The sequence below is a fragment of the Kribbella sp. NPDC049227 genome (assembly GCF_043197265.1).
GTDB lineage: Bacteria > Actinomycetota > Actinomycetes > Propionibacteriales > Kribbellaceae > Kribbella.
On the sequence record NZ_JBICST010000004.1, the window covers coordinates 648,771 to 671,022 of the forward strand.

The following is a 22,252-nucleotide window of genomic DNA, read 5'->3' on the forward strand; positions in this document are numbered from 1 at the left end:
GCACATCCCGACCGAACCACCTACTGTGCCGAGGGTGATCGAGATTCCCGCGAAGCTGATCAGGAACCACAGCGAGCGGTCGGCCGAGTGGCTGGAGAGCCTGCCCGGCACGGCCGCGACGTACCTCGACCGGTGGCAGTTGTCCGTCACGGGCGAGCCGCTCAGCGGTGAGGCGTCGCTGATTCTTCCGGTCGTCCGGCGGGACGGCACCGAGGCGATGCTCAAGCTCCAGTCGGTCAACGACGAGAGCGAGGACGAGGCGCTGGCCCTGCGCACCTGGCACCACGACGACGTCGTGGAGGTGCTCGAGGACGACCCGGCGACGTCGACCCTGCTGCTCGAACGGCTCGAACCCCGCACTCTCGACGACCTGCCCGACCACGTCGAGGCGACTCGCATCCTGGCCGGGCTTCTGGTCCGGCTGAGCGCCGTCCAGGCGCCGGCCGGGATCCGGCGCCTCGCGGACATCGCCGGCGTCATGGTCGAGGACGCGCCCGGCCTGATCCCCCGGCTGGCCGATCCGGCCGAGCAGCGGCTGGTACGGCGTTTCGCCGCGCAGGTGACCGAACTGCTGCCGGACTCCGGTGACCGGCTGCTGCACTGGGATCTGCACTACTACAACGTGATGGCCGCGCAGCGGCAGCCGTGGCTGGTGATCGACCCCAAGCCACTGGCCGGTGATCCCGGCTTCGAGGTCTTCCCGGTGTTGTGGAACCGGTGGGACGACCTGGTCGCGACCGGCGATCTGCCGCAGGCGATCCGGGACCGGTTCGACCTGATGCTCGAGGTCACCGGGATCGATCGGGGCCGCGCGCTCGGCTGGACGGCCGGCCGCATCCTGCAGAACGTGCTGTGGGACACCGAGGGCGGAGCGACCCGGATCGAGGCCGAGTTGGCCGCAGTCGCCGATGCCCTGTACTCGTGATTACATCATTACATGACGACGACTCCGACGCTGTACGAGTGGGCCGGTGGGCATGAGGCGCTGCTGCGCCTGACCCAGGTGTTCTACGACAAGGTGCCGAACGACCCGGTCCTCGCGCCGGTGTTCGCGCACATGAGCGACCAGCACCGCGAGCATGTGGCGATCTGGCTGGGCGAGGTCTTCCGCGGCCACAGCCGGTACACCGACGAGCTCGGCGGCTACCCGGCGATGCTGGGCCACCACCTCGGCCTGGCGCTCACCGAAGAGCAGCGTTCGCGCTGGGCTGCCCTGATCGCGCAGAGCGCCGACCCGGCCGGGCTCCCCGACGACCCGGAGTTCCGCTCGGCCTTCGTCGCCTACGTCGAGTGGGGCACGAGGATCGCCCTGTCCAACTCCCAGCCCGGCGCCACCCCACCTCCCGAGGCGCCCGTCCCCCACTGGGGCTGGGGTGAAGCACCGCCGTACCAGCCGTAGGTGCCGTCATCCGTCAGGTCCGCCGGCCCCAGGTCTGGCGGACGTGACGGACGACGAGCAGGACGACGGCCGCGAGCGCAGCGACGCCTGCGACGATCCCGATGACGACGGACACAGCGAGGCCGGTGCCGAGCGCGTCGCCGACGAGACCGGCCAGTGCGCCGACCAGGACCGCCACGATGACGCTGACGAGCAGCGCGATGCTCGACAGGTACTGCGTCGCCGGGATCCGCGTACGGCGGGTGCCGTAGGTCCGCATGATCCCGGCGACGTCCTCGCGATGCCCGGTCACGAAGTACTCCTCGAGTTCGGGCGCGATGTCGAGATAGCCCCGCCGCAGCCGGTTCATGCCGATCACCAGTTCGACGTCCTCGCCGTTGAGTTGCACCAGGCGGATGACGGTGGCCACGCCGACGACCACCAGCAACGGGATGACGAGCAGCGCGAAGACGCGGAACCCGACGCCGAAGTCGGTGCTCTGCGCGACCAGGGCAAGCGCGACCATGGCCGCCGAAACCACCGTCACGAACCAGCTCGCGCGACTGAAGCTCTCGCTCCACGCCAGGCTGCGGGTCGCCAGCAGACTCCAGTGCTCGGTGGACAGGATCTGTGCCCGCACGGACGCCGGGGCAGGCCCGGCGGGCTGGGTTTCGGCGGGAACGTCAGGCATGGCGCCACTCCTCGCATCGTGGGGGCCACCAGTTTCGCCGACGCCGGGGGCCGTTCACTGACGTCGCAGACACCCCCGCGCCCGCGCCGGGGGACTGTGGGTTGGATACAGTCGCGGTTCACGACGAATCCGCGTGGCGGGGATGCGAGGGTGAACCAGTGACCGCTCAGCTCGAGTATCCCGGGGTGCAGGACGACAACGCGCTGCTGTCGATCCACGGCCTGTGGAAGGTGTTCGGCCCGAAGGCGCAACGCGTCCCCCGCCGGCCGGAGCTCGCCTCGCTCGACCGCGCCGCGCTGTACAGCCGGACCGGATGTACGGCGGCCGTCCGCGACCTCAGCTTCGACGTGGCACCCGGCGAGGTGTTCGTGGTGATGGGCCTGTCCGGTTCGGGCAAGTCCACGCTGGTCCGGTGTCTCACGCGCTTGATCGAACCGACCGCGGGCAGCCTGATCTTCGAGGGCGAGGACCTCCGCGCGGCCGACGAGAAGCGGCTGCGCGCCCTGCGCCGGAGCAAGTTCTCGATGGTGTTCCAGCACTTCGGGCTGCTGCCGCACCGCAAGGTGATCGACAACGTCTCGTACGGCCTGGAGATCCGCGGCGAGAGCAAGCCGGACCGGCGTCGCCGCGCCCAGGAGGTCATCGACCTGGTCGGACTGGCCGGCAACGAGAACCTCTACCCCGAGCAGTTGTCCGGCGGCATGCAGCAGCGCGTCGGCCTGGCCCGTGCGCTCGCCAACGACCCCGACGTACTGCTCTTCGACGAACCGTTCTCCGCGCTCGACCCGCTGATCCGTCGCGAGATGCAGACCGAGGTCGTGCGCCTGCATCGCGAGGTCGGCAAGACGATGGTGTTCATCACCCACGACCTGTCCGAGGCGCTCAAGCTGGGTGACCGGATCCTGCTGATGCGCGACGGCGCGGCGGTGCAGTTCGGCACCGGCGACGAACTGGTCGGTGCTCCGGCCGACGACTACGTTCGCGAGTTCGTGCGGGACGTTCAGCGGGCCGACGTACTCACGCTGCGCTGGATCGTCCGCGAACCGCGCCCGGAGGAGCCGCTGGACGGACCGGAGCTCGGCCCGGATGTGCTGGTCCGGGAGGCGACCCGGCTGGTGCTGGAGTCGGACCGCCCGGTCAAGGTCGTCTCGAACGGCACGCTGCTCGGTGTGATCGGTGACGAGGAGATCCTCGCCGTCGTAGCGCCGCCGCACAAAAAGTCGGTCTGATGGCCTCCATCACCGGCTCGGTCGAGTTCGAGGTACGACGGCCGCGCCGCAGCGTGATCGTCGGGATCCTGCTCGTCGTGTGGGTCGCGGCGTACTTCCTGCTCCGCGGGATCGACACGCTCGTTCTCGGTGGGCAGGAGACGACCGCGTTCCACCGCTGGCTGACCGATCACCGCGACGACGTCGGCCAGGGCAACGCCGTCTTCGACGCGATCCGGGTCGGGGTCGACCACTTCGTCGTACTGCTCCAGAACGTCCTGGCCCAACCGTCGTATGGGCGTCCGGTCCCGGTGATCGGCTGGCTCGGAGTGGTCGCGGTGGCGGCGTACCTGGCTTGGGCGTTCGGGAGCTGGAAGGTCGCGCTGCTGACCGCGGCCGGGCTCGGGTTCGTCGGGTTGCAAGGTCTGTGGCAGGAGAGCATGGACACGCTCTCGTTGACCATCGCGGCCGTGCTGTTGTCCTTGCTCATCGCGATCCCGCTCGGTATCTGGGCCGGTCTGTCGAATCGTGCGTTCCGGGTCGCGACACTCGTGCTCGACCTGATGCAGACGCTGCCGACGTTCGTGTACCTCGCGCCGCTGACGCTGTTCTTCGCGATCGGGCCGGCCGCCGCCACCATCGCGACCGTGATCTACGCCGCACCGCCGGCCGTCCGGCTGACCGCGCACGCGATCCGTTCGGTCCCGCTGGAGAGTGTCGAGGCGGCCCGTTCGCTCGGATCCACCCGCGGCCAGACGCTGACCAAGGTGCTCCTGCCGATGTCGCGCAGCACTGTTGTGGTCGGCATCAACCAGACGATCATGGCCGCGCTGTCGATGGTGACGGTCGCCGCGCTGATCGACGCGCCAGGTCTCGGGCAGACCGTGCTGACGGCCCTGCAGACGCTCGACGTCGGCGTCGCGTTCAACGCGGGCCTGGCGATCGTGGTCATCGCGATCGTCCTCGACCGCGTCACCACCGCGGCCGGCGACCGGCCGTGGCGTACGGCGAGCGTCCGCCGGAAGGTCCTGCTCGGCGCGGGCGCGGTCGGTGTGCTGGTCGCGGTCTGGTTCTCCCGGACCTACGTGTGGGCGGCCGAGTTCCCGGACACGGTGAACATCGGCTCGCGGATCGCCGTGATCGCCACCGACGTGACGAACTGGGTGCAGGACACCTTCGGCGGTTTCACGTACGGCGTCCGTGACGCGGTGACCAACGGCCTGCTGAACCCGCTCGAGGCACTGCTGACCGGATCGCCGTGGTGGCTCGTGGCCACGGTCGTGGTGGCGCTGGCCGCCGTACTCGGGGGCTGGCGGGGTGCGGTGCCGGCGGCGGTGTGCTCGGGGTTGCTGGTGGCCACCGGGGTGTGGCACGACAGCATGATCACGCTGGCTTCGACGTTGCTCGCGACCGTCGTGGTCGTCGTCGTCGGGCTTGCGCTCGGAGTATGGGCCGGGCGCAAGCATCGGGTCGACACGTGGATCCGGCCGGTGCTGGACGCCGGGCAGACGATGCCGCCGTTCGTGTACCTGGTGCCGTTCCTGGCGCTCTTCGGCACCAGCCGGTTCACCGCGATCGCGGCCGCCGTCGTGTACGCCGTACCGGTCACCACCAAGATCGTTGCTGACGGCATCAAGGCGGTGCCGGTGGCGACGGTGGAGGCGGCGAACTCGGTCGGCTCCAGCAGTTGGCAGGTGATCAGCAAGGTGCAGCTGCCGGTGGCCCGCAGAGCGATCACACTGGCGGTCAACCAGGGCCTGATCTACGTGCTCGCGATGGTGGTGGTCGGCGGCCTGGTCGGCGCCGGTGCCCTCGGGTACGACGTCGCCGCCGGCTTCGCGCAGAGTGAGCTGTACGGCAAGGGACTGGCCGCCGGGCTGGCGATCGTGCTGCTCGGGGTTCTGCTCGACCGCATCACCCAGGCGGCCGCGCGGACCCAGAAGTTCAACGGAACAGTTAGAGGAGACAAGCTGTGAAGAAGCTCCGGTACGCCGGTGTCCTGACGGCCGCGGCACTCGCGCTCGCCGGATGCGGTGGGGAGAAGGTCGGTGCGGACGAACCGGTCGCGAGCGGTGGGAAGGACTGCGGCACGTTCAACCTGGCCGTCAACCCATGGGTCGGGTACGAGGCGAACGCGGCCGTGGTCGGGTACGTGGCCAGCAAGAATCTCGGCTGCACGGTGGTGAAGAAGAACCTCAAGGAGGAGATCTCCTGGCAGGGCTTCGGCACCGGCGAGGTCGACGCGGTGCTGGAGAACTGGGGCCACGAGGACCTGAAGAAGAAGTACATCGAGGACCAGAAGGTCGCGGTCGAGACGGGTTCGACCGGGGTCAAGGGCGTGATCGGGTGGTACGTGCCGCCGTGGATGGCCGCGAAGTACCCCGACATCACCGACTGGAAGAACCTGAACAAGTACGCCGCCCAGTTCAAGACGTCGGAGTCCGGCGGCAAGGGCCAGCTGCTCGACGGCGACCCGTCGTACGTGACGAACGACGAGGCGCTGGTGAAGAACCTGTCGCTGAACTACAAGGTCGTGCAGAGCGGCAGCGAGACCGCGTTGATCCAGGCGTTCCGGGACGCGGAGAAGAACAAGAAGCCGCTGCTGGCGTACTTCTACGAGCCGCAGTGGTTCTTCAACGAGCTCAAGCTGGTGAAGATCGACCTGCCGCCGTACAAGTCCGGCTGCGACGTCGACCCGGCGAAGGTTGCCTGCGACTACCCGCCGTACGACCTGGACAAGGTGGTCTCGAAGAAGTTCGCCGACTCGGGCAGCCCGGCGTACGACCTGGTCAAGAACTTCCAGTGGACCAACGAGGACCAGAACGCCGTGGCCCGGATGATCGCCGTCGACAAGATGACACCGGACGCGGCCGCCGAGAAGTGGATCAAGGACAACCAGTCGAAGGTCGACGCCTGGCTGGGCAAGAAGTAGCCCGGCGGCTGATCCGGTCGACGTCGAAGCGCTCACCGGGTGGGAGCGGTACACCCACCGAGCGGCGCAGTGCGTCGGCCTCGTCAAGCAGTTCGAGGGCGCGGCCGGGATCCCTGGCCGCGCCCGCCAGACCCTCGAGAGCCAGGGCGATCGCCCGCTCGTCACCGACCTGGACGGCGGCCTCGTAGCTCTGCTGGTGCAGGCCTTGTGCCTTGGTGAACTCCCCGCGTTGTTCGGCGACGAAGCCGAGCTGGGCGCGGATGAACGCGATGCCGGGTGTGCCGCCGACCTGCTCGAGCCACCCGAGCCACTTGGTGAAGTGTGTCTCGGCCTGCTCGAGCCGGCCCTGCCAGCGCGCGGACAGCCCGAGTCCGACCTCGGCGTATTCCTCGGCGGACTTGTTGGACTGCTCGATCGCCAGCCGCCGGGCCCGCTCGTGCAGCTCGTCGGCTCGATCGTAGTCGCCGGTGAGCAACGCGATCCGGCCCAACCCGGCGGTCCGGAACGACACCTCGGTCCACAGGCCGAGATCCTCCGCCCGCCGGATCGCATCGTCGAGATACCTCGCCGCGGTCGGGTAGTCCCCACTGATCTCTGCGGCCACGATCAGCGAGTACGTCGCCTGCAGCCGTCCCCAGTCGTCGCCCAACTCGTCGAAGAGCTCCAGGCTGCGTCGGCTGTCGCGCACCATGTCGTCCACACCGGCGTGCACGATGTTCAGCTGCGCCCGGGTGCTGAGCGCAGCGGCCAGCCCCCACCTCTCGCCGCGTTGTGCGAAGGTCGCGATCGCCCGGTCGATGCGTTCGCGCAGGAGGGTCCGGTCGCCGTACGCCCACTGTGTCGTGGTCAGAAACCACAGTGCCCGCGCCTGCCCGAGTCCCTCCTCCGGGTAGAGCTTCAGCGCCTCCTCACTCGCCGCGGTGAGGTTGGTGCCCTTGGCATCGGTCGCGGTCATGCCGACGTACCAGACCGTGGCAGCCGCACGGTCTGCCGGATCCTGCCCGGTAACGGCGAGGGCTGCGGCGAGCGACCGGCGTGCCTCACCCAGACGGCCGCGGAGGTACCAGTACCACGCGAGGGCGTTGACCAGCTTCAGGTCCGGAACCGTATCGAGTGCGGCCCGGAAGTTGGCGGACTCCTGGTCGAGGCGGCGCAACCACGCCTGTTGCTCCGGCCCGCGAAGCTCGGCCCTCTGCGCGAGCGAGAGATAGTACTCCGCGTGCTGCCGCCGGGTCGCCGCTTCCTCACCGGCTTCAGTCAGTCGCTCGAGACTGTAGTCCGCCACCGACTCCAGCAGCCGGTAACGGCCGGCGGCCGCCACGACGAGTGATTTGTCGACAAGGCTCAGGACGGTCTGCTCCGGCAGGCGGCTGACCGCGGTCGCCGCCTCCAGCGAGAAGGTGCCCGCATGCACGGCCAGCCGGCGGAGCATCATGCGCTCCTCCTCGTCCAGCAGGTCCCAGCTCCAGTCGATCGTTGCTCGCAGCGTCCGCTGCCGCTCCGGTACGCCGCGACCACCTGACAGGACGCGGAAGCGGTCGCTCAGCCGGTCCGCCAGACCTTGCACTCCGAGCGCCCGTACCCGGGTCGCCGCCAACTCCAGTGCGAGCGGGATCCCGTCGAGCCGCTGACAGATCGACTCGACGTTCTCGGTGACCCCTGCGCGCGCTTGGAAGAGCTTGATCGCCGCCGCGAGATCCAGCGGTGGTACGTCGAGCGCCCGTTCACCGGCGAGACCCAGTGGCTCCCGGCTCGTCGCCAGTACGCGCAGCCCCGGTGCTGCCTCGAGCAAGCGTCGTACGAGGTCTGCGAGGTCCAGATGCTCGCAGTTGTCGAGGATCAGCAGGAGCTGCCGAGTACTGAGTGAGTCGACCAGACGCGGGAGGAGGTCGGTCGACTCGTCCCGGATGTCCAGCACAGTGGCGAGTGCCTCCAGTACGTCGTCCTGCCGCTGGGATGCGAGTTCGACCAGGCGTACGTCGCCCTGGTGGTGGCGGCCGAGTTCCAGCGCCAGACGGGTCTTGCCGACGCCGCCCGGACCTACCAGCGTGAGCAGGCGGTTGGCCGCCAGCAAGTGTTGCGCCTCTGTGAGTGCCTCGTCCCGGCCGATGAGGTCGTTGATCGGCGCCGGCAGTGCTGCGGAGTTCCGCAGCACAGGGTCGTGCCGGAGGATCGCCTGATGGAGCTCCGTCAGCTCCGGACCAGGGTCGGCACCGAGCTCTTCGGCCAGCGTCTCCCGAAGTTCGGCGTACGAGCGCAAGGCCTCGTCCTGCCGTCCGGCGCGGTAGAGGGCCCGCAGGTGTACGGCGCGCAGCCGCTCGTGGAGGGGATGTCGCCGGACCAGTTCGGTCGTCTCGGGCAGGACATCCTCACCCCGGTCGGCCAGCTCCTCGAGCGCGGTGAGGCGGATCTCCTCGAGCCGGTCCCGAGCAGCCCGGGCGAATTCGTGGTCCGGGACGTCGGCGTACGCGGTGCCGTGCCAGAGAGCGAGCGCCTCGCGCATCCGGCCGGCCGCGACCAACTCCTCGAACATGTTGCTGTCGACAACCTCCGCGGCGAGCGTGTAGCCGGCCGGTCCATGGATGACGAGCCCGCGACTGCCGGGCTCGGCCCGGTCGAGCGCCGTACGGAGTTGGGAGATCCTCGCCTGCAGGGTGCCGGTCGCATTGCGCGGCGGGTGGTCGCCCCAGAGGTCGTCGATCAGGCGGTCCGCGCTGACCGGGCGACCCTGGTTCACCAGGAGGTCCAGGAGCAGCGTGCGGACCTTGGTGTCGGGGACCGTGACCGGGTCACCGGCGTCTGTCCGCACCACCAGCGGACCGAGTACCCCGAAGAACACCTCGCCACAGTAGCCGTAGCGAACCCGTAGCGAGCCTTCGCACGATCGGTCCATGAGTTCTCGAGAAGCAGTCACAGTGATCGGCCTCGGTGCGATGGGATCGACCATGGCCGAGGTCTTCCTGGCCGCCGGTCACCCCACCACCGTGTGGAACCGGACGCCGGGCAAGGCGGCCGGGCTGGCGGCCACCGAGGCGGCGACCGCCGCCGACGCGGTCGCCGCGAGCACCCTGGTCGTCGTCAGTCAGGTCGACTACCCGGCAATGGAGGAATCGCTGGCCTCCGCGGACCTGTCCGGGCGGGTCGTGGTCAACCTCAGCTCCGACAGCCCGGACCGGTTGCGCGCGGGAAGCGAGTGGGCGGCCGAGCGTGGTGCCACCCTGATCACCGGCGGCATCATGGTCCCGCCGCCGGGCATCGGCAAGCCCGGCGCATACGCCTTCTACGCCGGTCCGCACGACGTACTGGAGACGCATCAGGGGGCGTTGTCGGCGCTCGGCCGCGTCGACTATGTGGGTAACGACCCAGGTCTGGCGATGCTCTACTACCAGGCGATGCTCAATGTCTTCTGGACCACCCTGGTCAGCTACTTCCACTCGGTCGCCCTGGTCGGGACCGCGGGGATCAAGGCCGAGGACCTGCGCCCGTACGTCGCGACGATGCTCACCGATCTCACCGAAGACGGGCCGATGGGCTTTCTCCAGCTGCTGACCGCAGCCGTCGACGCAGGTGTCTATCCCGGCGGCCAGAACAACCTGCAGATGCAGGCGATCGGCAGTGAGCACGTGGTCGAGGCCTTCGAACAGGCCGGTCTGGACACCGGACTGCCACGCGCACTGGCCACCCTGTTCGCCCGCGCCGTAGCAGCCGGCCACAGCGCCGACGGTCTGGCCTCGCTGGTCGAGATGGTCCGCACTCCGGCCGCCTGAGTCCGCTACTCGCGAGCGGCGGCGGTCAAGGTGCATCGACCGTCGCCGCAGGCGCGCTGCAACCTGCCCCGAGAGATCGTCTCGATCAGTCCGATCACCCAGCACGTCGGGCAACCCTTCAGCGCGAGGATGCCGAGCGGCAGGAGCAGCAGGCTGACCGGTCCGGTCACGGGAAGCAGGGCGATCGCTCCGATCAGCCCGCCGAACCCGAGTGCACCGCGGGCCAGATGCCGCGGTACCGACGTACTGGCAAAGCTCATGGTCGTCCTCCCTCGAGTGTGTGCCGCACTGCTGAGCGGGCTCGGTGCAGGCGGGACTTCATTGCGGCTGTGGTGAGGCCCAGGGCGTCGGCGACCATGCGTCCGCTGTAGCCCTGGACGTCGCGCATGATCAGTACGCCGCGTTGGTCCGCGGGCAGTGCGGCGACCGCGGCGGCGACCGCACTCGCCTCCAGTCGCTGCAGTACTTCGTCCTCGGCCGACAGCGTCGCCGTGTCCCCGGCCAGTGGTTGGTCCGACAGCATCGTGCGGGCGCGCCGCAGGCATTCGTTGCGGACGATGCGGAACATCCACGAGGCAAGGGCTCCGGTAGCCCGGAGCATGCCGATCTTGCGGTACAGGATGATCAACGCCTCCTGGGCCGCGTCCTCCGCGTCCTCGGGCGTGGCGCACAGGGAACGGGCGAAGCGCCGTTTCGGGTTCGAGCCTGTCACCAGCGCGGTGAGCGCGTCGACGTCACCGTCCTGCGCGGCGACGATCAGCCGGTCGTCGGGCCAGGCCGAGTCAGCCACGAGCCCGCCCGCGACGGAGGACGACGACGGTACAGGTGCAGAGCAGTGCCGCTGCGGCAACGACGGCGACGACGATCCTCACGGTGGTCATGACGGTCTCCAGGTTCTGCCCGGCAGGGTGCCGGCACAGGAGTAAGAGGCAGCGCCCGGGCGAAAGGATTCGCGGCTGAAGGACACTTGAGCTTGTTCACATGGGCTGGGGGCAACTATCACGATGTGGGTGAGCAACGCCGACGACACGCCGGAAATCGGACAGGACCGGGTAAGTTCACTCTCATGATCATCGTGACAGCTGCACTGAAGGGCGGGGTCGGAAAGACAACCACGTCGGTGTACTTGGCCGCGCTGGCATCTTCCAACCGTCGCACAGCAACCCTGGTCGACGCCGATCCACAAGGCAGTGCCGCCGACTGGGTCGACTCCTCCGAGGACGACCATCTGAACAGGATCGAGATCGAGGAGGCTCCGACCGAGCGGCTGCTGAACAAGGCACTGGACAAAGTGCCGCCCGAAGGCATCGGCATCGTGGACATGCCGCCGTCGCACGAGCGGCTGCTGAACAAGGCCCTCGAGCGAGCCCGGATCGTGGTCATCCCGACCCGGATCGGCGGAGTGGAGACGCCCCGCGTCAAGGCGGTCCTGGAACTGGTTCCGGACGGCGTCCCGTCAGGCCTGGTGATCTGCTCGGCCCGGACGTACACCCGGAGCTATCAGGAAGCGATGCAGCAGTACGCCGAGGAAGGCATCCCGGTCTGGGGCACGATCCCGGAGCGCGTGTCGATCACGGCCGGCCCCAGCGGCCCGCTCGCCGCCGACGGCCTGGAGTCCTACAAGAAGGTCTGGCGCAAGATCCTGGCCGCGGCCAGGACCTGAGGTTCGTGAGAGCCCGGGCGCACGGTGCGGCTGTGTGCCCGGCTCAGCGGTTGAGTGGCGGTTCGCCGCGGACGTAGGAGCGGATCACCGTGGCGGCCGCGCCGCGCGCCCAGTCGTCGAAAGTGTGCGAGCGCAGCATCAGGCGGCAGTCGCCGGCGGCGCCGAACGCATGCTCCGCGAAAGTCCGCCGCAGTCGCTCCTCGTACAGGTCGTACTCCGCCACGCCCTCGCCCGCGATCACCACGAGCTCCGGCCCGACCAGGTTCACCATCGCGGCCAGCGCCGCACCGATCACCTCGCCGGCCCGGTCGAACGCCTCGCGCGCATGTTCGTCGCCTTCGTGCGCGAGCTTGATCGCCCCGGCCAGATCCAGGTCAGCCCGCCCGGTGGTCTCCCGGGTCCGGGCCAGGATGGCATCGGACGAAGCGACCGTCTCCACGCAGCCGCGCCGGCCGCAGGTGCAGACGAGGTCACCGGGGGCCAGCGGTAGATGGCCGAGTTCGCCGGAGACGCCGTACGCCCCGGACACGACCTCACCGTTGATGTAGAGCCCGCATCCGATGCCGGACCCGATCGTCACGACCGCGAATGAGTCGGCGTCGACGCCGACCCCGAACCAGTGCTCGGCGACGGTCAGCGCCCGTACGTCGTTCGTCACCACGACCGGGACCCGGAGCCGCTGACCCATCAGCTCCGCGACCGGCACGTCGCGCCAGCCCATGAACGGCGAGTCCCGGACGACCCCGTGCGCAGCGTCGACGTCGCCGGACACCGCGACACCGATCCCGACCAGTGGTCCGGCCATCGCCTCACCTGTCTTGAGCGAGGTGATCAGTTCCCTGGAAAGGTCGGCCAGTTGGTCGATCACTCGCTCGGGCGTCGTGTCCTCGAGCCGTTTGTGCCGGACGGTCAGGATCCCGGCGGTGAAGTCTGTGGTCACGCCGATCAGGCTGGTCGGGGTCACCTTCAACCCGATCAGCGAGACACTCTCGCGGACCACGGTCAGCGGGCTCACCGGCCGGCCGATGCCGAGCTGGCTGTCCTCCGCCGGCACGGGTGCCTGGTCGGTGACGAACCCGGTCTCGATCAGCGGCGCGACGGCCTTCGTGACGGCCGCCTGGGACAGTCCGGTCCGGCGCGCGATCTCCACCCGCGGGATCGGGCCCTGAGTCAGAATCCTGGTCAGCACCTCGACTCCCGCCGGCGTGGCCAGGGGGAGCGGACGATGAGGACGCAGCGGCACGAGAACAACCTACCGGCGCGTCACTACCGCCGCTTCGATTTCTCCCAGTGTTGGCGACGTGAGGGCCCACCGGATGGTCCTGGTCAGGCCGTTGCCGGCGGCGCGTACGACGGTCCGCTCGGCGAGCGGGAGGTACGGCAGCCGCAGCGGCAGCCGGGTCCACCACGGCAGCAGACCCACCGCGGCAGCCGTGAGTACGCCGTACGCCGGGCGCGCGGCCCACGGCACCGGTGGGTGCACGAGCATGAACCGGGCGGCCTGGCGGGCTTCGGTCGTGCCGCGCAGCTCCGGCTGGTACGCCGTCAGTGTCTGCCGCAGCTCGGCCACGGTGGTCGGTGGGTCGATGACTCCGAGCTTGCGGGCCACGAGTGCCGCGTCTTCGACGTACAGGTCCTGCTCCTCGGCGTTCAGCGGTGCGACGCCGTACTGCTGGTGGGCGGCAAGGAAGCTGTCGACCTCCGCCACGTGGACCCACTTGAGCAGGTGTGGATCGGAGGCGCGGTACTTCACCCCGTCCGGACTGGTCCCGCGGACCCGCTCGTGCACGGACTTGACCCGCGCGATCGCCTCCTCGGCATCCGGGATCGCGCCGTACGTCGTGATGGCCAGGAAGTAGCTGGTCCGGCGCAGCCGGCCCCACGGGTCGCCGCGGTAGCCGGAGTGGGCCGACACCGCGGCCATCGCGAGCGGGTGCAACGACTGGAGGAGCAGAGCCCGGAGTCCACCGGCGAACATCGAGGCGTCGCCGTGCACCCGCCGGATCGGGCTGTCCGGGGCGAACCAGCGGGGACCCGGCGTGTTGTGGACCCGGTTGCGTTCGGCGCGCGGGTCCGGACCCGCCACCTTGGTCATGATCAGCTTCGCCAACCCGTCCCGCAGCGGGTCCAGCGGTCCAGCAGTGGTGGCGGCCATACAGTCAGTCTCCCCCTAGGCCCCAACCCGTCAGCCGGCGTACTCGTTCTCCAGGAGGGAGTAGAGCAGGGAGTCGCGCCAGGCGCCGTTGGTGAAGACATGGTCGCGGAGGTGACCTTCGTAGGTGAAGGCGAGACGCTTCACCACAGCGATCGAGGCCTCGTTCTCGGGGCCGATCGCGGCGGTCACGCGGTGCCGGCCCTGGGTGGTGAACGCGAAGCGCAGCATCACCCGGGAGGCGTCGGTGGCGTAGCCGTGCCCCCAGTGGTCGGCGTGGATGGCGTAGCCGAGCTTCGCTCCCCACGGCCCGCTGGGCGCCAGCCGGGCGAAGCCGATCACCCGGTCGTCGTCCCGGCGGGTGACGGCGAGCATGTGATCCGGCCGGTCGTCCCGGGCCGACCGTTCGATGATGCCGGCCAGCGCCTCGGCCGCTTTGGCGCGGTCGTAGCTGTCGAAGGCCATCCAGGTGGTCACCCTGTCGTCACCGGCGACGGCCAGATAGTCGTCCAGATCGGTGGGGCGGAATTCGCGCAGCGTGGTCAGGTCGCCGATCAGTGGATCCATCCGGGCGGCTACCGGGGGAACGTCTGCATCGGGGTCCGGGTGAACATCTCGATCTCCTCCTGCAGCTCCCGGGCGTCGTCCGCGCGCCCGGACTGCCGCAGCGCCTGGTGGACCCGGCGGGCCGAGTGCACCACGCCGTTGATCCGGCGTTCGGCCGGAAGGCCCAGCACCGGCGCGATCGCGTCGGCCGCACCGTCGAGCTCGCCACTGGCGATCCGGTTGATCGCCATCGCGGCCTGGCTGCCCGCGGCGTCGCCGAAGGCCCACTCCGGGTGGTTCTGGTCGGTGTAGGCGTCGACCGCCTGGCTCGAGTACCGCGTGGCCTGGTCGACTTCACCGGGCAGCCACGCCAGCGCGTCGGCCGCGTAGTACAGCTGCCGGTGCCGGCCGAAGGTGCACAGGCCGCCCATGTCGTCGAGGTCGTCGTTGCGCACCGTGTTCCAGGCCTCTTCGGCCCGCTCGAGCGCGGCCCGAGTGGCCTCCGGGTTGCCCAGCGCGGCCCAGGCACGGGCCTCGCTCACGGGCAGCCAGACGCTGGTGGTGCTGTTCGCCTGCTCGGCGTACCCGGCGCCGAGCTGTGCGTACCGGACGGAGTCGTGGGGGTTGCCGGCCCAGTAGGACACCAGCGACTGCAGGCCGCGCACCCAGGCGCGCAGGCCGTGGTGGTCGGCGTTGTCGGCGCAGAGGAAGGCCGTCCGCGCCTGGGTCAGGGCGGCATGGGGGTTGCCGAGGTCGTGGGATGCCTTGGCCAGCAGACCGCCGGTCACGCCACCGAGGAAGTACAGCTGCCGCAGGTGTTCCGGGCGTTGCCTGCTCTCCAGCAGCGCGAAGACCAGGTCCTGCGTCTCGACCAGCTGGCCGAGGATTTCTGGCAGCGGACGCTGCGGGTAGGCCTTCGCGACGTGACGCACGTCGTCGTACACCTGTTCCATGGCCTCGCTTCCGAGACCGGACTGGGCCGCGAGGGCAAACGCCCTCGCTCGGCTGGCAGCCATGTCGAGAACCTCCATCTCATTACCTGTCGTGATCCGTCCACTCGCGGCAGGTGCCGGCACCACCTGGGATGCCTGCTCGGGGACGTACGGCGAGAAGAGTTCCTCGACCGGCTTGCCGAACATGCGTTGCAGGGTGCGCCGGGTCTGAGGAGTGGTCCCCGCGCGCTCGCCCGATGCGAGGCGCCGCAGGTGCCGCTCGGTGATGGTTCCACCCAGCTCGACGAACTCGGCGACGATCTCGGAGTAGGTCTGGTTCCGGCGCTGGATCAGGTGCGCCAGGACCGTCTTTGGCGTGTACCTCCCCGCCATCGTTCCTCCCGTTCACGTCAGATCAGACGTTGTCTCGACTGATGCCCCACGACAAGGTGCGGTCCCCCAGATGTCCGCGAGAGGTCCGGAAGAGGTCCGGCAAAGGTCCGGTCCAGGTCCTAGAGCGGTCACGTTGGGCTCGTGCACCATTACTGCCATGACAACCAGTAAGTCCAACTGGTTGCAAGGGCTCAGAGTTACGGGGTGAGAAGTAGTGACCATCGCGGAAATGACGTCGAGACAGCACCGGCGCCGAGTTCGGGTCTGGTTCGGCGAGCACGTGATCGCTCAGTACGTCGCGGAGGCGCCGTTGGCGGCCCGCTACGAGCAGGCGATGCGGCGCCGTTTCGCCGGTCTCCGAGTCACCAACGACGTACTCGGCCCGCTCGACAGCACCGACTGAAACACCGTGACCTTCCGGGTCCTCCTCAGACCCGGTTCGCTGCGCCCTGGGGTCTCCTCACGCTCAGGGGCAGCTCTGGAAGGTCCGAGACACTCCTCAGTCCCGGACGAAACCCAGGTGTGGTCCGGAGCACTCCTCAGCTCCGGACCACACCGCCCATCGACCCGGCTGGGCCTGGCGGTTGAGCTCCCTGTATCACCGCCGCCCAGCCGTTCCAAACCACCTCCTGGCCGACACCTCGGGCCAGGCCGGGCCGAGTGTCCTGGGCGGTAGGACACCGGTGGCTCTTGACACCTCACCGAGAGCCACCCCCTGAGGTGGCCGGCTCCGCTGTGTGACCGCCGCGCCTGGGCGATCACACAGCGGAGCCTTTCCATTGGGGCCGGGGCGGTGTTCGGAGCTGAGTCGATGGCGGGTTGTTTGATCGCTGGCGGCCTATCGGACGCCATTCACGAAATAACCCGCCAGCGGAGCCCGTCCGTGGCCGCGGCCCTCGGCGTCGACCGACCCCGGGCGAGCCGGCTGGACGGACGCGGAGCGGGAGACCTTCGCGGACCTGTTGACCCGGTTCGTGAGCGGTTTCGACCGGCTATGACCGCTGGATGTCCGCTTCGGGTCCGGTGATGTAGACCGCGAACGGCGCGTTCGGGTGGACCTCGGCCGAGCCCTCGACCAGCCCTTCGTAGCCGGCTTCACCCACGTAGGTCATCCCGAGCCGCTCCATCACCGCCCGGGACGCGCTGTTGATCCGCTCGGTGAACGCGACGACCGAGCTCGCACCGAGTGTGCGGAACGCGAAGTCCAGTCCGGCCCGGCCGATCTCGGTCGCGATGCCCTGGCCGCGGTACGCCGTGAGCACACTCCACCCGAGTTCGAGCCGATCGGTCGCCCACTCGGGCCCCACGAGCGCGGCCATCTGCTCTGAGTCCCCCAGACGCGAGAGTCCGCCCCGACCGACCATTGCACCGGACGTCCGGTCGTAGGCCATCCACTTGCTGACGCCGTCGCGCTCCCATGCCTCGTGCATCCCGGTGGCTCGCTCGAGCGACTCCTCGGCGGACCAGGTGCCGGCGAACCAGCGGGCGACCCACGGATCGGCGTGCAGGATCTCGAGGTCCGCGGCATGTCCGGGCAGGACGTCGCCCGGCGCGGTCATCGGTTCGAGCCGGAGGCGCTCGGTGAACCGGGTGCGGACGGCCTGCGCCACGATGTCGCGCAGCCTCCGGTCGACGTCGGTGCGGCCGACCATCAGCAGTTCGAGGTCGTCCGGCCCGACCCAGGCCGACGCGTCGTGCTTGCCCTCTTCCAGTCGCGGGCGGCTCAGGTCCCCGTCGACCGTGATCAGGTAGTCGAGCTCACGCCGTACCCGGCCCTCGTACTCCCACTCCCAGTCGGCGACGGTCCAGAGGATGTCGCGGACCTTCCAGCCGGTCTCCTCCTCGACCTCCCGCGCCAGCGCCTGCTCCGGTGACTCTCCCGCTTCCAGATGCCCGCCGACGATGTCCCAGATCCCCGGCAGCAACCGCCGGTCCGCCGTACGCCGCTGCACGTAGACACGCTGCTGCTCGTCCCGGATCAAGGCACCCACACAGTCGACTGCACGCATACCAGCAACCTAGCCCGGCCGGAGGCCCTGACGTTGACGGAGCTTCACCTCTGCGGGGTGAGGACTGCCGGGGTGAGTGCCTGCGACGGTCGGGAGACAAAGGTCGTCGACTGCGGGCTGGAGCGAAACATGTCGAGTGCGGGTACTGCGGATTCAGGACTGTCGACCGAGGAGTTGCAGGAGGCGATCGCGTCACTGTCGTCCCCTGACACGGTGGAGTCGCCGTTCGGCCGGCTCGACTTCTTCGACGGACTCCCTCGGCCGGCCACGGTGTCGACCGCGTACGACGCGCTCGATCTGATGCGCGGCATCGAGGTGTTCCTCAACGCCGTCCCGGGTGCGTCGCTGGTCGCGATGCGAAGAGGTCTGCGGTCCGCGGGGATCACGTCGCCCGGCATCATCGGGATCACGGATCCGCGAGCCAACTCGCAGAGTCTCTTCCTGACGCCGAACACCGAGACCACCTACGGGACCACGTTCCTGGATCTGAAGGCCTGGGGTCCGACGGTGATCGAGGCGCCCGCGGAATCGCTGTGCGTCGTCGACGACTTCTGGTTCCGGTACGTCGCCGACATGGGCATCGCCGGACCCGACCGGGGCCTGGGCGGGAACTACCTGTTCCTGCCACCCGGGTACGACGGCAAGATCCCGGACGGCTACTACAGCTACTACTGCCCGACGTACTCCAACTGGGTCGTTCTCCGTGCGCTCGGCGGAGTACCGGCGATGAAGCAGACTCGGATCTACCCGCTGTCGCAGGCCGGCGCACCCGAGGACAACCAGTTCGTCAACCTCGCCGACGAGATCATGAACACGGTGCATGGCAACGACTTCTCGTTCTTCGAGGAGGTCGCCGAGCTCGTCCAGGAGGAACCTGTGGACGCGCTCGACCCGGAGCGGGCCGGACAGCTCGCGGCGATCGGGCTGGTGAGCGGGCAGCCGTTCGCGCCGGACGCGCGGATGCGCGGGATTCTCTCCAGGGCGGCCGAGATCGGCGCCGGGCTGGCGCGCACGATCGCGTTCGCTCCGCGGGATCCCGAGGCCGAGCTGTACGGATCGTGGAAGAACGGCTTCGTCGGCGGCAGCTACGAGTTCCTCCGCAACGGCGCCCGCCTGCTCGATGCGCGCACCCAGTTCCACTACCTCGCGACGGTGGTGACTCCCGCGATGGCCCATGCCCGCGTCGGAGCGGGCTCCGCCTACGCGTACACAGTCCACGACAGCAACGGAGACCTGCTCGACGGCTCGCGGAACTACCGGCTGCACGTCGACCCCAACCCGCCGGCGAAGAACTTCTGGGCCGTCGACGTCTACGACTCCCAGACCCGCTCCCTGCTCCAGGTCCCGTCGACCATCTGGCCCGCGCTGGCGAGCAACTCCGGAACGCTCCAGGCCAACGCCGACGGATCGCACGACCTGTACTTCGGGCCCACCGCTCCGCAAGGCAAGGAGTCGAACTGGGTGGAGACCATCCCCGGCAAGTCCTGGTTCCAGCTGTTCAGGCTCTACGGTCCGCTCCAGCCGTGGTTCGACCAGACCTGGAGACTCAACGAGTTCGAGCCCGTCGACTGAGGCCGGCAATCACCTGTGCTCCACCGCGGTTTTGATCGATCTTGTTCGTAAGTAGGGTGTTGTGCGACGCAACAAGCGATTTCGCGAGGAGTGGTGATGTCGGCGCCCAACATTCTGCTGATCGTGTCGGATGACCATGGGTATGCGGATCGGAGTGCGCTGGGGGTGCACTCCGCGGTGCGGACGCCGGGGCTGGATCGGCTGGCCAGCGGTGGGGTCAGCTGCTCGAGTGCCTACGTGACCGCGCCGATCTGTAGTCCGTCGCGGGCGGGGATCATCTCGGGGCGGTACCAGCAGCGGTGGGGTGGTCAGTGGTTCGACTCGGCCTCCTTCGCACCGGACGACGTACCGAGTCTGGCTGAGCTGCTGCAGGAGCGCGGCTACCGGACCGGGTACTTCGGCAAGGTCCACTACGGCGGCGAGAACGTCGGGGACCGGGCCTGCCCACCACAGCACGGCTTCGAGGAGACGCTGTACGGCCTGGCCGGGCAGTCGCTCGGCCGGCTCAACTACCTGCACCACTCCGAGCAGTCCCAGAGCGAGTACGGCGCCGATGCCGCCAAGTACATGGCGGTGCAGCCACTGTTGTCCGGTGACGAGCCGGTCGAGCATGAGGGCTTCCTGACCAGCGAGCTCGGCCGCCGCGCCGCGGAGTTCATCGAGGCCGAGGACGAACGCCCGTACTTCTGCATGCTCGCGTTCAACGCGGTGCACAACTTCTGCTGGCAGTTGCCCGCCGACGAACTCGCCCGCCGCGGCCTGCCGGAGTACAACGACTGGAAGCCGGAGTCCGGACGCACCTACACCGAGTGGTACGACGATGTCATCGTGCCCAACCTCCCTCACGGGCGCGAGTACTACCTGGCGCAGCTCGAACTGATGGACGCCGAGATCGGGAAGCTGCTCGACCTGCTCGACGCCACTGGTCAGGCGGACAACACTCTGGTCGTCTACACCACCGACAACGGTGGCTCGACCTGCAACTTCGCCGACAACACTCCACTGCGCGGGACGAAGTACACGGTCTGGGAAGGCGGCATCCGGGTCCCGATGCTGTGGCGCTGGCCCGAGCGGCTGCCGGCCACGCAGCAGACGGATGCACTGGTCAGCACGCTGGACCTCGTGCCCACCCTGGTCGCTGCCGCAGGTGGTGAAGCCGAGTCGGATGGTGTCGACCTGCTGCCGGTGCTCACCGGCGAGACCCAGTGCGCTCACACGGCCCTGCACTGGGACTGCGGCTTCCAGTGGGCCGTCCGATCCGGCGACTGGAAGCTCAGCTGGGTCGACAGCGACAGCCCGTCCGTCGCTCACCTCAGCCAGTACGAGCACGCCCCGATGGGCTCCGGCTGGCAGTTGACCGACCTCGCCGCCGACCTGGGTGAGCAGCACAACCGGATGACCGACGAGCCCGAGATCGCCCAACGGCTCCGAGCACTGCACGCCACCTGGCGCACCGAGGTCGGGCTAGACCCGGCTGGGCTGCTCGGGGATCCGGTTCGGCATGAAGAGAACGGCAGCGACGAGTAGGACGGCGGCTCCGGCGGCGCCGTAGTAGACGTCGTGGATCGCCGGGGCCAGGACGTCGCCGGGCAGCGTCTCGAGATCGGCGTGGTCGTCGCCGAGACGTGCGGCGACCACACCGTTGGCCACGGCGCCGAAGGCGGCCACTCCGATCGCGCTACCGACCGATCGGGCGAACATGTTCGCGCCCGTCACCACACCACGTGTCTGCCACTCGACCGACGACTGCGCCGCCACGACCGACGGCGACGCGGAGAAGCCGAGTCCGATGCCGATGACGAAGCAGGCAGCGGCCAGGTGCAACACAGAACTCTCGGGTCCGACCGTGAGCAGCAGCCCAGCGCCGATGACCACGATGCACGCTCCGAACAGCATCGTCGTACGGAACCCGAGCCGCAGGTAGATCCGCCCGGCCACCGAGGCAGCGATCGGCCACCCCAGCGTCATCGCGGCCAACGCGAACCCGGCGACCAGAGCCGACGTACCCAGCACGCTCTGGGCGAAGAGCGGGACGTACGTCGACAGGCCGATCATCAGCACGCCGATCAGAAGGGCCGCCGAGTTGGCGGAGTTCAGGACGCGCCGGCCGAGCACCCACAGCGGGAGCACCGGCTCGGCCGCGCGGCGCTCGACGACGACGAACGCGGTCAGCAGGACGACCGCACCGGCCAGGATCGCGATGCTCGCGGTCGAGTCCCAGGACCACATCACGCCGCCCTCGAGCAGGCCGAGCAACAGCATCGAGCCGCCGACCGCGAGCAGCACCGCACCGGCGTAGTCGATCCGGTGGCTGGTCCGCGGTACGACGTTCTCGTGGAAGCGACGCACCAGCGCCCAGGCTGCGGCGATGCCGAGCGGGATGTTCACGAAGAAGATCCAGCGCCACGAGATGAAGTCGGAGAACACCCCTCCGAGGGTCGGGCCGACGAACGACGAGATCCCCCACACGCTGGCGAGGTAGCCCTGGACCTTGGCCCGCTCGGCCACCGTGTAGATGTCGCCGACGATCGTCATCCCGATCGGCTGGATCGCGCCCGCACCGAGTCCCTGGATCAGCCGGAACGCGATCAGCGCCGGCATGCTCCAGGCGAACCCGCACAGCACCGAGCCGAGCAGGAACAGCCCGACGCCGACCAGCATGATCGGCTTGCGGCCGCGCAGGTCGGCGAGCTTGCCGTAGATCGGCACCGAGACGGCCTGGGCCAGCAGGTAGATCGAGAACAGCCAGGGGAACTGGGTGAACCCGCCGAGGTCGTCGACCACCGACGGAACGGCGGTGGCCAGGATGGTCGCGTCGATCGCCACCAGTCCCACGCTCAGCATCACCGCGAGCAGGATCGGTCCCCGCTCCGACCGAAGCCCCACACTCGCCCGGTCGATCCGCTCAGTAGTCATGACAAAGGTCAATCTAACTGCCGGGACAACGATTCCCGCAGCGCCGGATCGCCAGATGGACGCGCACTAGGCCAGGCACGGTCGGCTAGTACG

20 protein-coding genes are annotated in these 22,252 nt (G+C 69.1%); 10 read left to right on the forward strand and 10 right to left on the reverse strand.

The window, feature by feature from the left end; translation table 11 throughout:
• Positions 1–4 precede the first annotated feature (4 nt).
• Both ACGFH6_RS20930 and ACGFH6_RS20935 read left to right on the forward strand, forming a co-directional pair.
• Positions 5–925: an aminoglycoside phosphotransferase family protein gene (locus tag ACGFH6_RS20930; protein ID WP_393386742.1), complete on the forward strand. Its 921-nt coding sequence runs from the start codon at positions 5–7 to the stop codon at positions 923–925.
• 12 nt (positions 926–937) lie between these two features.
• On the forward strand, positions 938–1,399 hold the full coding sequence (locus ACGFH6_RS20935; protein WP_393386129.1) for a group II truncated hemoglobin: 462 nt from the start codon (positions 938–940) through the stop codon (positions 1,397–1,399).
• A 13-nt stretch (positions 1,400–1,412) separates the two neighbouring features.
• Here the strand turns inward: ACGFH6_RS20935 and ACGFH6_RS20940 are convergent, their stop codons facing one another.
• Positions 1,413–2,069, reverse strand: coding sequence for a hypothetical protein (locus ACGFH6_RS20940; protein WP_393386131.1), 657 nt, complete (start codon positions 2,067–2,069; stop codon positions 1,413–1,415).
• A 158-nt stretch (positions 2,070–2,227) separates the two neighbouring features.
• Between ACGFH6_RS20940 and ACGFH6_RS20945 the strand changes: the two genes are divergently transcribed.
• The 3 genes from ACGFH6_RS20945 to ACGFH6_RS20955 are packed head-to-tail and all read left to right on the forward strand — an operon-like array spanning position 2,228 to position 6,209.
• Positions 2,228–3,298, forward strand: a complete 1,071-nt coding sequence (locus ACGFH6_RS20945) for a glycine betaine/L-proline ABC transporter ATP-binding protein (protein ID WP_393386134.1) — start codon at positions 2,228–2,230, stop codon at positions 3,296–3,298.
• Positions 3,298–5,253, forward strand: coding sequence for an ABC transporter permease subunit (locus ACGFH6_RS20950; protein WP_393386136.1), 1,956 nt, complete (start codon positions 3,298–3,300; stop codon positions 5,251–5,253). Before ACGFH6_RS20945 ends, ACGFH6_RS20950 begins: the two co-directional genes overlap by 1 nt.
• Positions 5,250–6,209 (forward strand): ABC transporter substrate-binding protein, encoded by a 960-nt coding sequence (locus ACGFH6_RS20955; RefSeq protein ID WP_393386138.1) that lies wholly within the window; start codon positions 5,250–5,252, stop codon positions 6,207–6,209. Before ACGFH6_RS20950 ends, ACGFH6_RS20955 begins: the two co-directional genes overlap by 4 nt.
• Here the strand turns inward: ACGFH6_RS20955 and ACGFH6_RS20960 are convergent.
• The gene (locus tag ACGFH6_RS20960; protein WP_393386141.1) at positions 6,163–9,048 is read right to left on the reverse strand and encodes a BTAD domain-containing putative transcriptional regulator; all 2,886 of its coding nucleotides are present in this window, start codon (positions 9,046–9,048) and stop codon (positions 6,163–6,165) included. The genes ACGFH6_RS20955 and ACGFH6_RS20960 overlap by 47 nt on opposite strands.
• Before the next feature lie 52 nt (positions 9,049–9,100).
• Between ACGFH6_RS20960 and ACGFH6_RS20965 the strand changes: the two genes are divergently transcribed.
• Positions 9,101–9,976: an NAD(P)-dependent oxidoreductase gene (locus ACGFH6_RS20965; RefSeq protein WP_393386144.1), complete on the forward strand. Its 876-nt coding sequence runs from the start codon at positions 9,101–9,103 to the stop codon at positions 9,974–9,976.
• Between the two features lie 5 nt (positions 9,977–9,981).
• Here the strand turns inward: ACGFH6_RS20965 and ACGFH6_RS20970 are convergent, their stop codons facing one another.
• Both ACGFH6_RS20970 and ACGFH6_RS20975 read right to left on the reverse strand, forming a co-directional pair.
• On the reverse strand, positions 9,982–10,236 hold the full coding sequence (locus ACGFH6_RS20970; protein ID WP_393386145.1) for a hypothetical protein: 255 nt from the start codon (positions 10,234–10,236) through the stop codon (positions 9,982–9,984).
• Entirely contained in the window at positions 10,233–10,766 is a 534-nt protein-coding gene (locus tag ACGFH6_RS20975) for an RNA polymerase sigma factor (RefSeq protein ID WP_393386147.1), read from the reverse strand. The genes ACGFH6_RS20970 and ACGFH6_RS20975 overlap by 4 nt, the downstream gene beginning before the upstream one ends.
• A 276-nt stretch (positions 10,767–11,042) precedes the next feature.
• On the opposite strand from ACGFH6_RS20975, the gene ACGFH6_RS20980 reads away from it, so the two are divergent.
• Complete coding sequence (locus ACGFH6_RS20980; protein WP_393386150.1) at positions 11,043–11,639, forward strand: ParA family protein; 597 nt, start codon at positions 11,043–11,045, stop codon at positions 11,637–11,639.
• A gap of 43 nt (positions 11,640–11,682) precedes the next feature.
• Here ACGFH6_RS20980 and ACGFH6_RS20985 read toward each other — a convergent pair whose 3' ends face one another.
• The 4 genes from ACGFH6_RS20985 to ACGFH6_RS21000 are packed head-to-tail and all read right to left on the reverse strand — an operon-like array spanning position 11,683 to position 15,662.
• Positions 11,683–12,882 carry an ROK family protein gene (locus ACGFH6_RS20985; RefSeq protein WP_393386153.1) on the reverse strand — a complete coding sequence of 400 codons (1,200 nt, stop codon included), beginning with the start codon at positions 12,880–12,882 and terminating at the stop codon, positions 11,683–11,685.
• Positions 12,883–12,891: 9 nt separating this feature from the next.
• Positions 12,892–13,794 carry an oxygenase MpaB family protein gene (locus ACGFH6_RS20990; RefSeq protein WP_393386154.1) on the reverse strand — a complete coding sequence of 301 codons (903 nt, stop codon included), beginning with the start codon at positions 13,792–13,794 and terminating at the stop codon, positions 12,892–12,894.
• A 30-nt stretch (positions 13,795–13,824) separates the two neighbouring features.
• Positions 13,825–14,358: a GNAT family N-acetyltransferase gene (locus ACGFH6_RS20995; protein WP_393386156.1), complete on the reverse strand. Its 534-nt coding sequence runs from the start codon at positions 14,356–14,358 to the stop codon at positions 13,825–13,827.
• Between the two features lie 8 nt (positions 14,359–14,366).
• A complete protein-coding gene (locus tag ACGFH6_RS21000) occupies positions 14,367–15,662 on the reverse strand; it encodes an XRE family transcriptional regulator (protein ID WP_393386158.1) in 1,296 nt (431 codons plus the stop codon).
• A gap of 229 nt (positions 15,663–15,891) precedes the next feature.
• Here ACGFH6_RS21000 and ACGFH6_RS21005 point away from each other — a divergent pair, with 229 nt between their 5' ends.
• On the forward strand, positions 15,892–16,065 hold the full coding sequence (locus tag ACGFH6_RS21005) for a hypothetical protein (protein ID WP_165553433.1): 174 nt from the start codon (positions 15,892–15,894) through the stop codon (positions 16,063–16,065).
• A 589-nt stretch (positions 16,066–16,654) separates the two neighbouring features.
• On the opposite strand, the gene ACGFH6_RS21010 is transcribed toward ACGFH6_RS21005, so the two are convergent.
• A complete protein-coding gene (locus tag ACGFH6_RS21010) occupies positions 16,655–17,671 on the reverse strand; it encodes a GNAT family N-acetyltransferase (protein ID WP_393386160.1) in 1,017 nt (338 codons plus the stop codon).
• Between the two features lie 129 nt (positions 17,672–17,800).
• On the opposite strand from ACGFH6_RS21010, the gene ACGFH6_RS21015 reads away from it, so the two are divergent.
• Positions 17,801–19,243, forward strand: a complete 1,443-nt coding sequence (locus tag ACGFH6_RS21015) for a DUF1254 domain-containing protein (RefSeq protein ID WP_393386163.1) — start codon at positions 17,801–17,803, stop codon at positions 19,241–19,243.
• Positions 19,244–19,339: 96 nt separating this feature from the next.
• Complete coding sequence (locus ACGFH6_RS21020; RefSeq protein ID WP_393386166.1) at positions 19,340–20,770, forward strand: sulfatase; 1,431 nt, start codon at positions 19,340–19,342, stop codon at positions 20,768–20,770.
• On the opposite strand, the gene ACGFH6_RS21025 is transcribed toward ACGFH6_RS21020, so the two are convergent.
• Complete coding sequence (locus ACGFH6_RS21025) at positions 20,708–22,159, reverse strand: MDR family MFS transporter (RefSeq protein ID WP_393386168.1); 1,452 nt, start codon at positions 22,157–22,159, stop codon at positions 20,708–20,710. The genes ACGFH6_RS21020 and ACGFH6_RS21025 overlap by 63 nt on opposite strands.
• Positions 22,160–22,252 lie beyond the last annotated feature (93 nt).